Annotated in this window: 15 protein-coding genes; 9 read left to right on the forward strand and 6 right to left on the reverse strand. The window is 64.0% G+C overall.

The genetic code is table 11. The features are described 5' to 3' along the window. The first annotated feature begins 302 nt into the window (after positions 1 to 302). From GKN89_RS13215 to GKN89_RS13230, 4 genes are all read left to right on the forward strand, one after another. Entirely contained in the window at positions 303 to 950 is a 648-nt protein-coding gene (locus tag GKN89_RS13215; RefSeq protein ID WP_019454945.1) for a LuxR family transcriptional regulator, read from the forward strand. Between the two features lie 140 nt (positions 951 to 1090). Next, positions 1091 to 2278 carry an MFS transporter gene (locus GKN89_RS13220; protein ID WP_154747143.1) on the forward strand — a complete coding sequence of 396 codons (1188 nt, stop codon included), beginning with the start codon at positions 1091 to 1093 and terminating at the stop codon, positions 2276 to 2278. Next, positions 2275 to 3387, forward strand: a complete 1113-nt coding sequence (locus GKN89_RS13225; RefSeq protein ID WP_370520204.1) for a class II histone deacetylase — start codon at positions 2275 to 2277, stop codon at positions 3385 to 3387. The genes GKN89_RS13220 and GKN89_RS13225 overlap by 4 nt, the downstream gene beginning before the upstream one ends. 94 nt (positions 3388 to 3481) lie before the next feature. Next, positions 3482 to 4288, forward strand: coding sequence for an alpha/beta hydrolase (locus GKN89_RS13230; protein ID WP_154747144.1), 807 nt, complete (start codon positions 3482 to 3484; stop codon positions 4286 to 4288). Between the two features lie 39 nt (positions 4289 to 4327). Here the strand turns inward: GKN89_RS13230 and GKN89_RS13235 are convergent, their stop codons facing one another. From GKN89_RS13235 to GKN89_RS13245, 3 genes are all read right to left on the reverse strand, one after another. Continuing rightward, a complete protein-coding gene (locus GKN89_RS13235; protein WP_019454941.1) occupies positions 4328 to 4693 on the reverse strand; it encodes a cupin domain-containing protein in 366 nt (121 codons plus the stop codon). Positions 4694 to 4711: 18 nt separating this feature from the next. Beyond that, positions 4712 to 6013, reverse strand: coding sequence for an FAD-binding oxidoreductase (locus GKN89_RS13240; protein WP_019454940.1), 1302 nt, complete (start codon positions 6011 to 6013; stop codon positions 4712 to 4714). A 101-nt stretch (positions 6014 to 6114) separates the two neighbouring features. Beyond that, positions 6115 to 6873, reverse strand: coding sequence for a helix-turn-helix transcriptional regulator (locus GKN89_RS13245; RefSeq protein WP_154747145.1), 759 nt, complete (start codon positions 6871 to 6873; stop codon positions 6115 to 6117). Between the two features lie 229 nt (positions 6874 to 7102). Between GKN89_RS13245 and GKN89_RS13250 the strand changes: the two genes are divergently transcribed. After that, positions 7103 to 8230 carry an iron-containing alcohol dehydrogenase gene (locus tag GKN89_RS13250; protein WP_019454938.1) on the forward strand — a complete coding sequence of 376 codons (1128 nt, stop codon included), beginning with the start codon at positions 7103 to 7105 and terminating at the stop codon, positions 8228 to 8230. Between the two features lie 135 nt (positions 8231 to 8365). On the opposite strand, the gene GKN89_RS13255 is transcribed toward GKN89_RS13250, so the two are convergent. After that, positions 8366 to 9295, reverse strand: coding sequence for a LysR family transcriptional regulator (locus tag GKN89_RS13255; protein WP_025159607.1), 930 nt, complete (start codon positions 9293 to 9295; stop codon positions 8366 to 8368). Between the two features lie 135 nt (positions 9296 to 9430). On the opposite strand from GKN89_RS13255, the gene GKN89_RS13260 reads away from it, so the two are divergent. From GKN89_RS13260 to GKN89_RS13275, 4 genes are all read left to right on the forward strand, one after another. Then, positions 9431 to 10771, forward strand: a complete 1341-nt coding sequence (locus tag GKN89_RS13260) for an aspartate aminotransferase family protein (RefSeq protein WP_154747146.1) — start codon at positions 9431 to 9433, stop codon at positions 10769 to 10771. Between the two features lie 10 nt (positions 10772 to 10781). Next, the gene (locus tag GKN89_RS13265) at positions 10782 to 12290 is read left to right on the forward strand and encodes a CoA-acylating methylmalonate-semialdehyde dehydrogenase (RefSeq protein WP_154747147.1); all 1509 of its coding nucleotides are present in this window, start codon (positions 10782 to 10784) and stop codon (positions 12288 to 12290) included. A gap of 125 nt (positions 12291 to 12415) precedes the next feature. Continuing rightward, entirely contained in the window at positions 12416 to 13792 is a 1377-nt protein-coding gene (locus GKN89_RS13270) for an APC family permease (protein ID WP_154747148.1), read from the forward strand. A gap of 2 nt (positions 13793 to 13794) precedes the next feature. Further along, positions 13795 to 14904 carry a P1 family peptidase gene (locus tag GKN89_RS13275; RefSeq protein ID WP_019454933.1) on the forward strand — a complete coding sequence of 370 codons (1110 nt, stop codon included), beginning with the start codon at positions 13795 to 13797 and terminating at the stop codon, positions 14902 to 14904. Between the two features lie 36 nt (positions 14905 to 14940). Here GKN89_RS13275 and GKN89_RS13280 read toward each other — a convergent pair whose 3' ends face one another. Continuing rightward, positions 14941 to 16191 (reverse strand): phospholipase D-like domain-containing protein, encoded by a 1251-nt coding sequence (locus GKN89_RS13280; RefSeq protein ID WP_154747149.1) that lies wholly within the window; start codon positions 16189 to 16191, stop codon positions 14941 to 14943. Then, positions 16184 to 16834: a MotA/TolQ/ExbB proton channel family protein gene (locus GKN89_RS13285; protein WP_019454931.1), complete on the reverse strand. Its 651-nt coding sequence runs from the start codon at positions 16832 to 16834 to the stop codon at positions 16184 to 16186. The genes GKN89_RS13280 and GKN89_RS13285 overlap by 8 nt, the downstream gene beginning before the upstream one ends. Positions 16835 to 16859: the final 25 nt, after the last annotated feature.

Genomic DNA, 16859 nt, shown 5'->3' on the forward strand with positions numbered 1-16859 from the left:
GGCTGTAGCACGCGCAGGGCGGCGAGGGCAGCACCCGGGCAGGCATTGAAAAGCGCTGTAAATTCAGCGGGAAAAGCGGTGAATTATTTCATTAACCTATTAATGAAAATCGCGATAAATCCGAACGAAAAAGCCCTAATTAACACAGTGTCATCTTGTTATTTATGTGTTTTATTGCAATCGTCCTCACGTTGTTAACATGTTTTTATTGTGTTGCTAAATTGCTACAACTATGCTTGTATCGTTCATATATTGACCGCCAACATTCTCCAGATTGAACGATAAAGGGAGGAACACGAATCATGCACAGCACCGCATCCGATGCCTTTATCAACAGCTGTTTGGCGACCATTACACACCTGATCCCGGTCTCCGCCGGGGTGTTTTATCTGGTCGATCGCAACCTGCGGCCGGATCACTACATCCTGCACGGCATGCCCGATAAAACGCATCAGCAGTACCTGAACCACTTCCAGCAAATTGACCCGCTGCAGCCGGCCAATTTCCATCGCCAGGACATCACCATGGTCGGCATGAGCCCGGCGGCGATCGCCGGCAACCGCCGCTATTACCACGACTTTATGCTGCCGAACGACATGCGCGACATGACGGAGATTTTCATCCGCCAGCGTAAGCGCATCGTCGCCGGGGTGTCATTGATCCGCGATACGCCGTTCACCGAAGTGGAGCGCGGCCGCCTGCGCGCGGTGCTGCCGCTGATCGAGCTGGCGACGCGCGATCTGCTGCCCGACAGCGAGGCGCAGATGCTGACCGCCAAAGAGCAAGAGATCGTCAATATGGTGCGCGAAGGCGCCAGCAATAAGCGCATCGCCCTGAAACTGGGCATTTCGCTGTCTACGGTGAAAACCCATATGCGCAATATTTTCGCCAAAACCGACGTGGTGAATCGCACCGAACTGGTCGCCAGCGGCTTTCTCGCCCACGGTTAACGCCCGATAACGGCCGCCGTCGCCGGCGTCCGGAAAATAACGTCAGAACGTATTCGCCATCTATGGCGCGGCCTCCCCCTGCCCGCAATCGGGCCTGGCGGGATATTTCATCGTCACTCAACGCTTGGGGAATAAGCTTTATGTCCAGTGATTCGGTTTCCGCGCCCGCCGTCGGCGCGGCGCTCCCCTGCCCGCCGCGGCTGTTGACCGCCATTATCGTCTTCGCCGCCATCGCGCCGGGCATTCTGATGACCGCCCCCGCCGTGGCCGCCCAGCTCGCCGCACAGTGGCAGCTCGGCCCGGCGCAGATTGGCCACCTGTTTTCCACCGAACTCGGCGCCATGAGCCTGGCCACGCTGCCGGCGTGGTGGTGGATCGGGCGCATCAACTGGCGACGGGTCGCTACGCTGTCGGCGCTGGTGTTTATCGCCGGCAACCTGGCTTCGGCGCTGGTGCAGGACTTCACCCTGCTGCTGCCACTGCGCTTTATCGCCTCGCTGGCGGGCGGCACCCTGATGATCCTGTGCATCACCTGCGCCGCCGGCACTGCCAATCCCAGCCGGGTGTATGCCTTCTGGGTGCTCGGCCAGTTGGTGCTGGGCGCGGTCGGGCTGCTGGTGCTGCCGCCGCTGTTCGCGCACTTCGGCCTGATGGCGGTCTACCTGATTTTGGCGGCCATCATGCTGTGCTGCCTGCCGCTCATCCCGGCGTTTCCCAGCGGCTTCACCGCCGCCCGCGCCGCCCGCAGCGGCCCCACGGCTTCGCTGGCGCGCAAGCTGTGCGCCGTAATGGCGGTGCTGACCTTTTACATCAGCCTGAGTGCGGTCTGGACCTTCATCGGCGGCATCGCCGCCGGCGCCGGGCTGTCGCCGGCCCACAGCGGCCAGGTGCTGGCCGTCGCCACCTTGCTCGGCATCGTCGGCGCGGGGGCCGCGGCGATGATCGGCGCGCGCTTCGGCGGCGGACGCCTGATCGTGCTCGGTTACGCCCTGCTACTGGCCAGCGTGGCGCTGCTGACTGGCCAGCCCCTGCTGTTGCGCTTCGCCCTGGCGGCCCTGCTGTTCAAATTCACCTGGACCTTCGTGCTGCCATTCATTCTCGCGCGGGTCGCCGGGTTGGATAACGACGGCAAGCTGATGAACGGCATCAACCTGGTGATCGGCGGCGGCATGGCCATCGGCCCGACGCTGGCCGGCTATCTGATCGAATCTTCCGGCGGTTTCAACGCCTTGCTGTTCGGCGCGCTGGGCTGCGCGCTGCTGTCGCTGCTGTTGATTTCGCTGGCTTCACCGCGCACACCGCGCCGTATAACAGGAGGAGAAAGGTGAAAAGAACAACCGGTTTCTTGTTTGATGAACGCTGTTTCTGGCACAGCACCGGCCTGCACGCCACCACCCTGCCGGTCGGCGGCTGGGTGCAACCGCCTTCGGGCGCCGGCCACGCCGAATCGCCGGAAACCAAACGGCGCATGAAGAACCTGATGGACGTGTCCGGCCTGTCGCGCCAGCTCACCCTGCTGAGCGCCGAACCGGCGACGGAAGAAGACCTGCTGCGCATCCACCCCGCCCACTATCTGCAGCGTTTCAAACAGGTGAGCGACAGCGGCGGCGGGCTGCTGGGGGAAGAGGCGCCGCTGGGGCCGGGCAGCTATGAAATCGCCAAACTCTCCGCCGGGCTGGCCTGCGCGGCGGTGGAAGCGGTGCTGCAGGGCGAGCTGGATAACGCCTATGCGCTGTCGCGCCCGCCGGGCCACCACTGCCTGCCGGATCAATCGATGGGCTTCTGCTTCCTGGCCAATATTCCCATCGCCATCGAGCGCGCCAAGGCCCGCTACGGCCTCGGCAAGGTGGCGGTGCTCGACTGGGACGTGCACCACGGCAACGGCACCCAGCACATCTATTGGCAGCGCGGCGACGTGCTAACGCTGTCGCTGCATCAGGACGGCTGCTTCCCGGCGGGCTATTCCGGCGAACGGGATCGCGGTGAAGGCGCCGGGGCGGGCTGCAACGTCAACGTGCCGATGCTGGCCGGCGCCGGCGACGACGGCTACCTGCACGCCATGCGGCGCATCGTCATCCCGGCGCTGGAAAAATTCGAGCCGGAGCTGATCATCGTCGCCTGCGGCTACGACGCCAACGCGCTCGATCCGCTGGCGCGCATGCAGCTGCACAGCGACAGCTTCCGCGCCATGACCGCGCTGGTGCAAGACGCCGCCGACCGGCTGTGCGGCGGCAAACTGGTGATGGTGCATGAAGGCGGCTACGCCGAATCCTACGTGCCGTTCTGCGGGCTGGCGGTGATGGAGCAGCTGAGCGGCGTGCGCACTGAAGTGCAGGATCCGCTGTTGGCGTTCATCCAGCAACAGCAGCCGCGCGACGCCTTCAATCGCTTCCAGCGCGAAGCGCTCGACGAACTGGCGCACCAGTTCGGTCTGTAATGTCCTCTCTGCGGGCGCCGCATCCGGCGCCCCTGACAACCTCGCCGCCAGCCGCTACGCTGAAGGGCAACCCTACCACCATGAGAACAATAACATGCCCGAACAAACCGTCAGCTTTATCAAAGGCCGCCACGGCGACATCGCCTTGCATGACTGGGGAAACGACAAGCCGCGCTATCTGGCGCTGCTGGTGCACGGCTACGGCGAGCATCTCGGCCGCTATCAATACGTGGCGCGCACGCTGCAGGCGCAGGGGGCACGGGTATTCGGCCCCGATCATCTGGGCCACGGCCTGTCGCAGGGCGAGCGCGTGCTGATCGAGGATTATGACGCCGTCGTCGACGACGTTCAGCGCGTGGTCGAGCATCTTCGCCAACAGTATCCGACGCTGCCGCTGGTGGTGATCGGCCACTCGATGGGCGGCATGATCGCCACCCGCTACGCGCAGCGCCACGCCGAGGAGGTGAGCGCGCTGGTGCTGTCCGGCCCGCTGCTCGGCGACAGAACGGCGATCTCCGATCTGGCCGAGTTGCCGACGATCCCCGACGCGCCGCTGGATACCGCCACCCTGGCGCGCGATCCGGCGGTTGGCGCGGCCTATCAGGAAGATCCGCTGGTGTGGCACGGGCCGTTCAAACGCCCCACCCTGCGCGCCATGCAACGGATCCTCGCCGCCATCAACGCCGGGCCGGGGTTCGGCCCGCTGCCTACGCTGTGGATCCACGGCGACGACGATCGGCTGGTGCTGATGAGCGAAACGCAAACCGCGCTCGATCGCCTGCGGGGCGACGATTTCGAACGGATGATCAATGCGGGCGGGCGACACGAGAGCTTTAACGAAACCAATAAGGATCAGATCCTCAAGCGGGTAAGCGACTTTATTGCGCGGGCGTTAGGTTAAGGCGCTCCCCCTCAGCGGGCTGAGGGGGGCATGGCGGCATCAGCCCTCGACGATGGCGAGGTAGTGTTTGACGAAGCGATCCGAGGTGATGTCCCAGCGCACCGGGGTGCCCTTCTCGACGAACCAGGAGTCGCCGGCCTGATACTGCACCGATTCGCCGGTGCGTTCGTTGGTCAGGGTGGCGCTGCCTTCCCACACCGTGGCGTGCTCGGCGAACGGATATTCCATCACGAAGCTGCCGCGGGTGCAGCTGAACACGCCACAGTTCAGATTGTCGGTCGGTTCGCCGAAGATGCTGGCCACGCCGACGGTCGGCGTGCCGGCGATCACCGTGGCGCCGAGGTTGCTGACGCTGCCGATCTCCAGCAGTTCCGGCAGCGGTTGTTTAAGCAGTAACGGTTTCATGTCATTCTCCTCTGAGGATTAACGGCGGCCTTTCCAATAGCCGGATGTCTGGTGCCAAACCTTACCGGCGGTGGTCATCACTCGCCGCAGCTTGTCCTTGCCGAAGATGTTGACGTGCGGGATCGAGCTCATCAGATCGTAACGATCGGATCCTTCACTCATGCCCTCCGCCAGCACCTTGCACACGATGTGGCTCGGCGTCACGCCGAAGCCGGAGTAGCCCTGCACGTAAAACACGTTGTCGCGATCCGGCAGCGTGCCGATCTGCGGGAACAGGTTGGCGCTGCAGCACAGCGGGCCGCCCCAAGCCAGATCGATCTTCACGTCTTTCAGGTACGGGAACACCTTCAGCATCAGGTTGCGGTTCCAGGCCTTGAGATCCGACGGGAAATATTCGATCAGGCGAGTGGCGCTGCCGAACAGCAGCCGGTTTTCGTTGGTCACCCGGTAATAGTCGATCACCGGGCGAATGTCGCTGTAGGCGCCGCGGATCGGGCTGATCTGACGGATCAGATCGTCAGACAGCGGCTCGGTGGCCAGTTGGAAAGCGTAGGTGTTGATAGTCTTGCGGTAGATCTGCGGTTCCATGCCGTTGAGGAAGCCGTTGCAGGCCCACAGCATCTTGTTGGCGCGCACCGAGCCCATGGCGGTGCGCACCGTGATGCGCGGCCCGTATTCCACGTTGAGCACGCTGCTGTTCTCGAAGATTTTCACCCCGTAGCCGCTCAGCGCCTTGGCCTCGCCCAGCAACAGGTTGAGCGAATGCACATGGCCACCGCCCATGTGTTTCAGCGCGCAGGTATAGGCGTCGGAGCCCACCACCTGCTTCACCTCCGCGCCGGTGTAGAGCTCGATCTCTTCGTCCGGCGCCACCGCCCTGAACTCCTTCAGCCATCCGCGCAGGGTCTTCTCCTGGCGCGCGTTGCTGCCGAGATAGCCGTAGCCGAAGCAGAAGTCGGCGTCGATGTCATATTTCTTGATGCGCTCGCGGATAATGCCGGCGCCGAGGTTGCTGATCTTGAAGATGGTTTCCAGCCCAGACGGGCCGACGTGGCGTTTGATCTTCTCCAGATCGTGGCCGATGCCGGCCATCACCTGGCCGCCGTTGCGTCCGGTGCCGCCGTAGCCCAGATAGCGGCCTTCGAGGATGGCGATGTTGGTGATGCCCTTCTCTGCCAGCTCCAGTGCGGTGTTGATACCGGAGAAGCCGCCGCCGATGATCACCACGTCGACGTCCAGATCCTCTTCCAGCGTCGGGAAGCGCAGATCGTATTTTTTGGTCGCCGCGTAGTAGGTTAAGGACTCGATTTCGTTGTTCACTGCCGCACTCCCGATTGCCTATGCCATGACATCGGATTATCGGGAGGCAGCAGCCGTGCCGCTATGTCCCCTTAGGGACATTCGCTACAAAAAATTAACATTCACGCGCTGCGTCGCTGCGGGGTGGCCAGCAGCAGGCTGAACAGTTCGGCCTGCGAGCCGATGTTCAGCTTGCCGTAGATGTTCTTGCGGTGATTTTTTACCGTGCCGAGGCTGATGAACAGCCGGTCGGCGATCTGCTGCGAACCGCAGCCGGCGAGGATCAGATCGACGATCTCGCGCTCGCGCGGCGTCAGCAGATAGCGCGCCTGCGCGCCGTCGTCGTTCACCGTCGCGGCATCGGCCGGCGCCGCCACCACCTCACCGTGCAGCCGCGCCACGCTTTTCACCAGCGTCAGCGCGCTGCGCAGATCCGCCCGCTGCGGGTAGCGCACCGCCACCGTGCGGCGCGCCGAGCCAAAGAACACGCCCAGCCCGCGCTCCGGCGTCAATTGCAGCAGCACCCCGGCCTCGTCGTGCCAGCCGGTCTTGCGATAAAAGTTACGGTAATAGTCGCTGTGATAAAACCCGCAGGGCGCCAGCTGACGCAGCGTCAGCACCTCGCCTTCGCCGCCGTCGTTCAGCGCGCGGTAAAACGGATCCTGCAGATAGGCGCCCTGCTGGTAGATCTGGTTGACCGCGTCGCTGTTTTCCCGCTCGGTTTTGATCAGGCAGCGCGGCGGCCGGCCGCGTTCGAAGGCATAGACGATGGCGTTGTCGAAGGCGAAAAACCCTTCCAGCCAGTTCAGCAGGCTGGGATAAAAACGCGGGCTGGCCACCGCATCGATCACCGCAGACAAGCGTTCAACCTGAATATCCATACCCGCCTCGCCATTATTAATACATTAACAATCTACCGATTTCGGATGGGGTTGGCCGCATGACGGCCGGTACTGTTAAAAAAAGCATCCGGCGCGCCGAAATGCAAGAACGAGATCGTTTACATGTTAAACAACTCACAGGTTGCCACGGCGGGGAAAGCGGTGGCCGCTCCGCGCCCGCTGGCTTATGCTGTGGCATCGCGCCCCGCAACGCCGTCAAGGAGACCTCATGTCCGTCAGCCACATCATCGCCAACCGCCAGACCTGGTTCGGCCACGGCAGCATCCAACAGCTGCCGCCGCTGCTGCTGGCCGATCCGCAGCCGACGCTGCTATTCAGCTGCCGCTCTTTTCTCAACGGCCCGGTGTACGCCGGCCTGCGCGAGTCGCTGACGCCGCTGTTCATCGGCACTGAGATCGTCAGCCACGAGGCGTCGCCGCAGGAAATAGACGCCTGGGTGGCGCGCTGGCGCGGCCAGGTGCGGCGCGTGGTGGCCATCGGCGGCGGCAGCGTGCTGGACGCCGCCAAGGCGTTCTCCGCGCTGGTGGAGCACCCGCTGCCGACGCTGCGCTATATGGAAAAGGTGGGCGACAGTAAAATCAGCGGCGCCACCCTGCCGCTGATCGCCATTCCTACCACCGCCGGCACCGGCAGCGAGGTGACGCAGAACGCGGTGATCACCGACACCCAGGTCAGCAAAGTGAAGGCCTCGCTGCGCCATAACAACTTCGTGCCGCATACCGCTATTCTCGATCCGCAGTTGCTGGCGGGCGCCCCGGACAAGGTGCTGGCCTACTGCGCCATCGACGCCTTCACCCACCTGTTCGAGGCCTATCTGTCGAAAACCGCCGGTGCCATGACGCGCGACATGTCGTTAAGCGGCATCCGCCACTTCCTTGCGGCCTGGCCGGCGCTCAACCGCAGCGACGCGGCGCGCGAAGCGATTATGCAAGCTTCGTACTTCGGGGGGCTGACGCTGAGCGCCGCCGGGCTGGGGGTCATTCACGGCATCGCCGGCGAGATCGGCGCACTGCGCGACTACCATCACGGCCAGGTCTGCGGCCGCCTGCTGCTGCCGTTCCTCGCCCTGCTGGAAAGCAGCGAACAGCCGCAGCAGCGCGCGCTGATGGCCGAGCTGGCCGCGCGCTTGTATCCGCACTGGCAGGGCAGCCCGGAGAGCTACCTGACCGATTTCATCACCCGTCACGCCATCGCGCCGTTCTGGCAGGACGATCTGCCGATTTCCGGCCAGGAATTGGCGGTGGCGCTGGAGAAATCCAACAGCAAGAATTCCTGGATCGACTATGCGCCGGCGCAGCGGCAACGGATGATCGAAGAGGCGTTTCGCGTCGAATGATTATATAATCAGATCAACGCACTAGCAGGAGTTAAGGAAATGGGCATCATCGGCTGGATCTTCGCCGGCATCGCGGTCGGCATCCTGGTCGGCGCGCTGATCAGAATCTTCGGCAAGAAGAAAGAGCAGTAAGCGTCACGCTGTTCCGTGGGCCGCCAGCAGGCACTCATGGAACAGCTTCACCACCCGCTGCGGTACCGGCGAGCGGCGCAGCACGCTGGAGTATTCGCAGTGATAGCGGAACAGCGCCGGTTTGATCGCCCGCATCAGGTTCTGCGCCACAAAAAACGCCGCGTAGTGATCGGGCAAAAAGCCGACGTATTTGCCGGACAGAATTAACGTCGCTATCGATTCCTGCGCAAATCCCGTCGCCTTGCGATGCAAATGTTGCTGCAGGCTCAGTTCCATATTCGGCGAATGATAGCCTAATCCGGCGAAGGCATAATTGTGCAGCAGATCCCAATTTAATGTTTCATGACGGGCGGAAAATAATTCATGCTGCGCGCCGCAATATAAGAACATCCTCTCACTGAATAACGAATGATAAGATAAACTTTCTGCGCTGCGGTGCATGGGAATAACCCCAACCTGAAATTGCCCGTCAATAACGCCGCGTTCAATGGTATTAATCGGCTCCACATACATTTGCAAAGAAACCTCCGGCGCGCGCTCGCTGAATAACGCGATGGCCCGGCCGATCTGCGCCTGCGGATTACTGACCGTATGGTCGAATATCGCCACGTGCAGCTGCCCGCCCATGCGCTGGTGCACCTCGTCCACCCCGCGCCGGAACGCCTCGGTGGCCGCCAGCAGGTTGACCGTTTCCTGGTAGATCAACAGCCCCTCGTCGGTGACCGCAAAGCCCTCGCGCCCGCGCTGGCACAGCGTCAGGCCCAGCCGCTGCTCCAGATCCTTGATGTGTTTGCTGATGGTCGACAGGCTGATGTTCAGTTCCAGTTCGGCGGCGCTCATGCCACCGCAGTCAACCACGGCCTTGAATACCCGCAGCAAACGCAGATCCATATCCGACAATTGCCCTAACAGCGCGCGCTTTTTTACTTGCATAAAACCTTAAGTAAGTTTCGACATATGATTATTCACAGTAGAGAACAAGCGGTACATAGTCAATTTCGCACAACAATTCGTTAACAACTCGGTTTATTTCATTAATCGCTCTTATTTTCCTGTTCGGAGGAAAACATGGCCGTTGAAAATCACCCGCTAAATAGTCTCGATGCCGAAGGGTTAGAGGCCCATTGGATGCCTTTTACCGGTAACCGTAATTTTAAAGCGCAGCCGCGCATCATTACTCAAGCCGCGGGGGCGTATTACACCAGCCATGACGGCAGAAAGATTTTCGACGGCCTGTCCGGATTATGGTGTTGCGGATTGGGGCACGGCCGGCAGGAAATCACCGACGCCGCCCAGCGACAGCTGGCGACGCTGGATTATTCGCCGGCGTTTCAATTCGGCCACCCGCTGTCGTTCGAACTGGCCAACAAGATCAAGGCACTGACGCCGGCGGGGCTGGATTACGTGTTCTTCACCGGTTCCGGCTCCGAAGCGGCAGACACCTCGCTGAAAATGGCGCGCGCTTACTGGCGCGCCAAAGGCCAGGCAGGCAAAACCTGCTTTATCGGCCGGGAAAAGGGCTATCACGGCGTTAACTTCGGCGGTATCTCGGTCGGCGGCATCGCCGGCAACCGCAAGACGTTCGGCGCCGGCGCCGAGGCGGACCACCTGCCGCACACCCTGCTGGCCGGCAACGCCTTTTCGCGCGGCATGCCGCAACAGGGGGCGGAGCTGGCGGAAGAGCTCAACCGCATCATCGCGCTGCGCGACGCCTCAACGATCGCCGCGGTGATCGTCGAACCCTTCTCCGGCTCCGCCGGGGTGATCGTGCCGCCGGTCGGCTACCTGCAGCGCCTGCGCGAAATCTGTACCCAGCATGACATCCTGCTGATCTTCGACGAAGTGATCACCGCCTTCGGCCGCTGCGGCGCGATGACCGGCGCCGAGGCGTTCGGCGTCACGCCGGACATCATGAACATCGCCAAACAGGTGACCAACGGCGCGCAGCCGATGGGCGCGGTGGTGGTACGGCCGGAGATCTACCAAACCTTCATGAACGGCGGCGAGCCGGACTACCAGCTCGAATTCCCGCACGGCTACACCTACTCCGCCCACCCGGTCAGCTGCGCGGTCGCGCTGGCGACGCTGGACATCCTGCAGCGCGAACAGATGGTGGAGCGCGTACAGGCGCTGGCGCCCTACTTCGAGCGCGCGGTGCACAGCCTGCAGGGGGCCAAACACGTCGCCGACATTCGCAACATCGGCCTGGCGGCCGGCATTACGCTGGCGGCGCGGCCGGGCGAACCGGCGCGGCGTCCCTTCGAGGCGGCGATGCGCTGCTGGGAAAGCGGATTTTACGTGCGCTACGGCGGCGACACCCTGCAACTGGCGCCGCCGTTCATCAGCAGCGAAGCGCAGATCGATGCGCTGATCAACGCCGTGGGCGACGCCCTCAACGCCACCGAATAAGGAGAAAACCATGACCATCACCCACTGGATCAACGGCGAGCCTGCCGCCGGCGGCGAACGCAGCCAGCCGGTTTACGACCCGGCCACCGGCCAATCGGCGCAGGAGGTGCAGCTGGCCGACCGCGCCACGGTGGAGCGCACCATCGCCGCCGCCGAACAGGCCTATCCCGCCTGGCGCGACACCCCGCCGCTGAAGCGCGCGCGCATCATGATGAAGCTCAAGGATCTGCTGGAGCAGCACGCCGACGCCATCTGCCAACTGATCACCGCCGAGCACGGCAAAGTGCTCAGCGACGCCCTGGGCGAACTGCAGCGCGGCATCGAGAATATCGAATACGCCGGCTATGTGCCGGAACTGCTGAAGGGCGAACACAGCAAAGAGGCCGGTCCGGGCATCGACAGCTGGAGCGAGTTTCAGCCGCTGGGCGTGGTGGCGGGCATCACGCCGTTCAACTTCCCGGCGATGGTGCCGCTGTGGATGTGGCCGATGGCGGTCGCCTGCGGCAACACCTTCGTGCTGAAACCTTCCGAGCGCGTGCCTTCCGCCGCGCTGTATATCGCCCGGCTGGCGGCGGAAGCCGGGCTGCCGCCGGGGGTGCTCAACGTGGTCAACGGCGATCGCGAAGCGGTGGAGACGCTGCTGCATGACGGGCGCGTCAAAGCGATCAGCTTCGTCGGTTCGACGCCGGTGGCGGAACACATTTATCACACCGGCTGCGCGCAGAACAAACGGGTACAGGCGCTGGGCGGTGCCAAGAACCACGCGGTGGTGCTGCCGGACGCCGATATCCCCGGCGCGGTCGGCGCGCTGATGGGTGCCGCCTTCGGCTCGTGCGGCCAGCGCTGCATGGCCATTCCGCTGGTAGTGGCGGTGGGTGAAGGCACCGCCGAGGCGCTGGTCGCCGGGCTGCGGCAACAGATGGCCGCCATGCACGTCGGCCCCGGCAGCGATAATCGCAACGACATGGGGCCGCTGGTGACCCGGCAGCATTATCAGAAGGTGAAAGGCTATATCGATCAGGGCGTGGCCGAAGGCGCCGAGCTGCTGGTGGATGGCCGCGAGCTGAGCGTGACGGACGCCGACGGCCGCCCCAGCCAGGGGTACTTCCTCGGCCCAACGCTGTTCGACCGCGTGACGCCCGGCATGCGCATCTATCAGGAGGAGATCTTCGGCCCGGTGCTCGGCGTGGTGCGCGCGGCTTCGCTGCAGGAGGCGATGGCCTTGATCGACGCCCACGAATACGGCAACGGCACCTGCCTGTTCACCCGCGACGGCGAAGCGGCGCGCTACTTCTCCAGCCGCATTCAGGTCGGCATGGTGGGGATCAACGTGGCGCTGCCGGTGCCGGTGGCCTACCACTCGTTCGGCGGCTGGAAGCGCTCGCTGTTCGGCGATCTGCACGCCTACGGCCCGGACGCGGTCAGGTTCTACACCAAACGCAAGACCGTGACCCAGCGCTGGCCGGCTTCCGGCGACGCCCGGCGCGCCAGCTTCAGCTTCCCGTCGGGGCAGGGGTAACACATAAGAACAATAAACTTCCGGGGAGCAAAGCTCCCCGGCATTTCGCGCGCTCCATTTGATTCCTGCGTACAGCCTGTGCAGCAAAACAATAACTCACTCACACGTTAATGGAGTCGTTAACCATGCAAGAGTCCGCCCCTGAACACACCTTCAAAGGCAATCTCAGCGTCCTCGACGTGGTGATGATCACCGCGTCCGGCGTGACGCCGGCCAGTTCGATCTTCGTCATCGCCCCGCTGGCGATCGCCAGCGCCGGCAGTGGCGCCTTTCTGTCGTTCCTGATCGCCGCCTGCGTCGCCGCCACCATCGCGCTGTGCTATGCCGAGCTCGGCGCCGCACACCCCAGCGCCGGCGGCGAATACAGCATCATCAAACGCCTGTTCGGCACCCTGTGCGGGCTGCAGACCTACCTGTTTATCCTCAGCGCCTCGCTGTTCGTGCCGGCGGTGCTGGCCACCGGCGCGGTGCCCTACCTGAACACCGCGCTGGGCACCCAATTCGACGCCTCGACCGCCGGCATGCTCACCGTGCTGGTCGGCGGCATCTGCGCCATTTTCAACATCAAGGCCAACGCCCTGCTGACCGGCGCTTTCCTGGTGGTGGAAGTAGCGGTGCTGGCGCTGATCGCCTGGCTCGGCTTCAGCCACCCGCATCAGAGCACGGAGATCCTCACCGCGCCGGTGATGCTGGACGCGCAGGGCAGCCTGACGCCGGTGTCGCTGCCGCTGATCGTCGCGATGGTCGGGGTCGCGCTGTTCTCCTACAACGGCTACGGCGCGGCGGTGTACATGGCGGAGGACATGCGCGAACAGGGCAGACCGATGGCGATGGCGATCATGCTGACGCTGGTCATCGTGGTGCTGGTGGAACTGGTGCCGTTCACCGCCCTGCTGATCGGCTCGCCGTCGCTGACGGAGATGGCCAAACAGGCCGACCCGGTCGGCTATGTGGTCACCCAGCTCGGCGGCCCGACGCTGGCGCGGGTAGTGAGTGGCGCGATTTACTTGTCGGTGTTCAACGCCATCATCGCCATCGTGGCGCAATTCAGCCGCATGATGTTCGCCAGCGGGCGCGACGGCTTCTGGCTGCCGGCGTTCAACCGGGCGCTGAAAATCATCCATCCGCGCTTCGGTACCCCCTGGATCGCCACCCTGCTGTTCGGCGTGCCGTCGGCGCTGCTGGCGTTTTGCTCCGATCTCGAATCGCTGACCTCCTTCACCGTGATCCTGCTGCTGCTGGTGTACATCATCATGGCGATCGCGGCGCTGATCAGCCGCCGCCGCCGCCACTTCCACCATCCTTACCTGATGCCGCTGTGGCCGCTGCCGGTGCTGGCGGCGCTGCTGTGCTGCCTGTACGTGCTGTGGACGATTTTGATCGCCAGCAGCCTGAAAGACTTTATTATCATTGCCGGCATCGTCGGCTTCGGGCTGGCGCTGAACCATCTGCGCGGCCGCCAGACGGCGCCCCTCGCCGCCCCCTCAATAGAAGGAGAATAACCATGACGCAGCGCGCTCAGGATCTGGGCATCACCATCGGCCAGGGCACGCCCGGCCCGCTGAACGCCATCACCGACGTGCCCGGCGTGCGCGTCGGCCATGCCAGCATTCATGCCGATTTGGCGGACGGGCGCAGCGTGCGCACCGGCGTGACGGTGATCGAACCGCGCCCCGGCTCCGCCCGCCACGCGCCCTGCTTCGCCGGCGTGCACGTGTTGAACGGCAACGGCGACGCCACCGGCCTGGAATGGGTGCGCGAAGCGGGCCTGCTGACCAGCCCGATCGCCTTCACCAACACCCACAGCGTGGGCGTGGTGCGCGATGCGCTGATCGCGCTGGAACGCGAAACGCTGCCCGCGGGCGACAACGCGGTGTACTGGAATATGCCGGTGGTGATGGAAACCTTCGATGGCCTGCTCAACGACATCAACGGCTTTCACGTCAAGGCCGAGCACGTGCGCCAGGCGCAGCAGGCGGCCCGGGGCGGCTTGCCGCAGGAAGGCGCGGTCGGCGGCGGCAGCGGCATGATCTGCCATGAATTCAAAGGCGGCAGCGGCACCGCGTCGCGCCGCCTGCCCGCCGATCAGGGCGGCTGGACGGTGGGCGCCATCGTGCAGGCCAACCACGGCAAGCGCGAGTCGCTGCTGGTGGGCGGTTACCCGGTGGGCCGCCATCTGGGGCATATCCCCTCGCCGTTCACGCCGCAACTGCCGCATCCCGGCATGGGCTCCATCGTCGTGGCGCTGGCGACCGACGCGCCGCTGTTGCCGCACCAGTGCGCGCGCCTGGCGCAGCGCGCCAGCATCGGCATCGCCCGCACCGGCGGCGGCACCGAAGATTCGAGCGGCGATATCTTTATCGCCTTCGCCACCGGCAACGACGGCTTGCCGCCCGCCGACTACGCCAATAAAGGCGCTTTCACCACGCCGCTGCGCATGGTGAACAACGACTATATTTCGGCGCTGTTCGCCGCGGCGGCGGAAGCGGTAGAGGAAGCGATCGTCAATGCGCTGCTGGCGGCCAATAGCGTCAGCGGCAACGGCCATCGGGCGGAAGGGCTGAGCGCCGAACAGCTGGTGACGGCGCTGGAGAAGGCCGGCTGGCGGCGATAAAAAAACGGGGCGCGGGGATTAACCGCGCCCTGCTTATCAGGATTCGCCGCCCGGCTTGGGCGTCGGATAATCGTAATCCAGCTTCAACGGCTCGGCGTAGACGCTGTTCCACAGCTGTTGATACAGCTGGTCCAACCGCCCGCTCATCGTCGCATTGTGCAACACCAGCTCCAGATTGCGCGAGTTGTCCAGATAGCCGCCGGTCCAGTTACTGGTGCCCACCCAGGCAATCTCATCGTCGATGGTCATCAGCTTGCTGTGGATCACCCGGGCAAACGGAATGAAACCGCTGCTGGCCGGGGGAATGGTCACCACTTTGATCTGCACGTTCGGCACCAGCGCCAGGCTCTTGAGCCAGGCGATGTCCGGCTTTTTGGTGTTCCAGTTGGCCACCATCAGCTCGATCTGCACCCCGCGCTCCGCCGCGCCGCGCAACGCGTTGTCGATCACCGCATAAAAGGGACGACTGCGCTCCGGACCGAAAGACAGCGGCGCGTAATCCATCACCTGCACCCGCACCCGCCGCTTGGCGCCGGCCAGCAGGCGCGGCAGCTCAGCCTGCGAGTCGATCACCCCTGCCGGGTTGTAGGCGCGCGGGCTGGCCACCAGATAGTCGCCCTGCGGGGGCGCGGTCGGCGGCGCATCGGGCAGCGCCGGCACCGGTTTATCCTGCGCCAGCAGCGCCTGCGCCTGCCAGTCCTGTTCGAAGATCGCCTGAATTTGCCCCACCACCTTGGCGTCGCTGATACGCAGCCCGGTTTCGTGAATATGCTCCAGCGCGCGCCAGTCGAAGTTCTGGCTGCCGACAAACGCCTGTTCGCCGTCCACCAGCAGATACTTGGCGTGCAGGATGCCGCCACTCAGCTTCTGGTAAGGAATGATGCGCAGCTCCAGATTGGGGATCGCCTTCAGCTGTTCCAGCGTCTCGGCGGTGGAGTTGCGGATGCCTTTCTCCTCCATCAGGAAACGGATTTTCACCCCGCGCTCACCGGCCGCCTTCAGGCGCTGCAGCACGCCGTCCAGCAAGGAGCCGTCCTGATTCGCCACGTAAAACTGCCCCAGATCGATGCGGGTTTTCGCCGCGTCGAACATCTCGCGCCACACCTCGGCGGTGTTGCGCAGGTCGTCGGCCTGCAGCGCAGTTTCTACCGGTGCGGTATACACCAGCTCATAACCGGGAATCGCAAAACGCGCCGCAGCGCTCTGGCTCAACATCAACAAACAACCGCCCCACAATGCCGTATAAAGGCGGCCGAACGGCCGCCGTGTTGGATGGCCATTAGGCATAGCGCGGCGCCCCGCTGTCAACCCATTGTTCACCGCTGCCGCTCTCCGGGCGGCTGGCCGGTTGACCGGCGCGGATCAGCAGCACCTTCAGCAGCTCGTTGATGCGCTCCATGCGGCTCTGCAGGAAGTTGTTGGCCACCAGGCACAGCAGCGCGATGGCGATACCGAGACCAGTGGCGTACAGCGCGGTGCCCATCCCGGCCGACACCAGGCTCGGCTCGGAGACGCCCGAGGCGGCCAGCGCCTTGAAGGTTTCGATGATCCCCATCACCGTGCCCAGCAGCCCCAGCAACGGCGCGGCGGTGACCACGGTTTCCAGCAGCCACAGGCCGCGCGCCATCGGCGGCTTGCTCAGCAGATACTGGGCGTCGATCAGATCGCCGATCGCCTCGCGATCGCCGGCGCGGTGTTTCTGCGCCAGCACCGGCGCGATCACCGCCATCGGCAGGCTGTTGCGCTGGGTCAGCTCGTCCGGCAGATCGGCCGCGCGGCGCACGTCCGGCGTCAGCGCCTGCTCCAGCCGGCGCGCCTGGCGCTGGGTATAGGCGAAGTACAGCGTGCGTTCGATGATGATCACCAGCGCGATCGCCAGCGCGGCGTACATCACGTAGAAAATAATGTCGTGCAACAGATTGGCGTCCATACAGGGCTCCTCTGCCCCGCCGCCC

Source organism: Serratia sp. YC16, assembly GCF_009707615.1.
GTDB lineage: Bacteria > Pseudomonadota > Gammaproteobacteria > Enterobacterales > Enterobacteriaceae > Serratia > Serratia surfactantfaciens.

Bases quoted from the DNA above. Each gene is read 5' to 3' on its own strand.
- GKN89_RS13235 (WP_019454941.1), bottom strand. From the start codon at position 4,693: ATGAAACCGTTACTGCTTAAACAACCGCTGCCGGAACTGCTGGAGATC.
- GKN89_RS13220 (WP_154747143.1), top strand. From the start codon at position 1,091: ATGTCCAGTGATTCGGTTTCCGCGCCCGCCGTCGGCGCGGCGCTCCCC.
- GKN89_RS13245 (WP_154747145.1), bottom strand. From the start codon at position 6,873: ATGGATATTCAGGTTGAACGCTTGTCTGCGGTGATCGATGCGGTGGCC.
- GKN89_RS13285 (WP_019454931.1), bottom strand. From the start codon at position 16,834: ATGGACGCCAATCTGTTGCACGACATTATTTTCTACGTGATGTACGCC.
- GKN89_RS13255 (WP_025159607.1), bottom strand. From the start codon at position 9,295: ATGCAAGTAAAAAAGCGCGCGCTGTTAGGGCAATTGTCGGATATGGAT.
- GKN89_RS13250 (WP_019454938.1), top strand. From the start codon at position 7,103: ATGTCCGTCAGCCACATCATCGCCAACCGCCAGACCTGGTTCGGCCAC.
- GKN89_RS13270 (WP_154747148.1), top strand. From the start codon at position 12,416: ATGCAAGAGTCCGCCCCTGAACACACCTTCAAAGGCAATCTCAGCGTC.
- GKN89_RS13265 (WP_154747147.1), top strand. From the start codon at position 10,782: ATGACCATCACCCACTGGATCAACGGCGAGCCTGCCGCCGGCGGCGAA.
- GKN89_RS13275 (WP_019454933.1), top strand. From the start codon at position 13,795: ATGACGCAGCGCGCTCAGGATCTGGGCATCACCATCGGCCAGGGCACG.
- GKN89_RS13230 (WP_154747144.1), top strand. From the start codon at position 3,482: ATGCCCGAACAAACCGTCAGCTTTATCAAAGGCCGCCACGGCGACATC.
- GKN89_RS13260 (WP_154747146.1), top strand. From the start codon at position 9,431: ATGGCCGTTGAAAATCACCCGCTAAATAGTCTCGATGCCGAAGGGTTA.
- GKN89_RS13215 (WP_019454945.1), top strand. From the start codon at position 303: ATGCACAGCACCGCATCCGATGCCTTTATCAACAGCTGTTTGGCGACC.
- GKN89_RS13280 (WP_154747149.1), bottom strand. From the start codon at position 16,191: ATGCCTAATGGCCATCCAACACGGCGGCCGTTCGGCCGCCTTTATACG.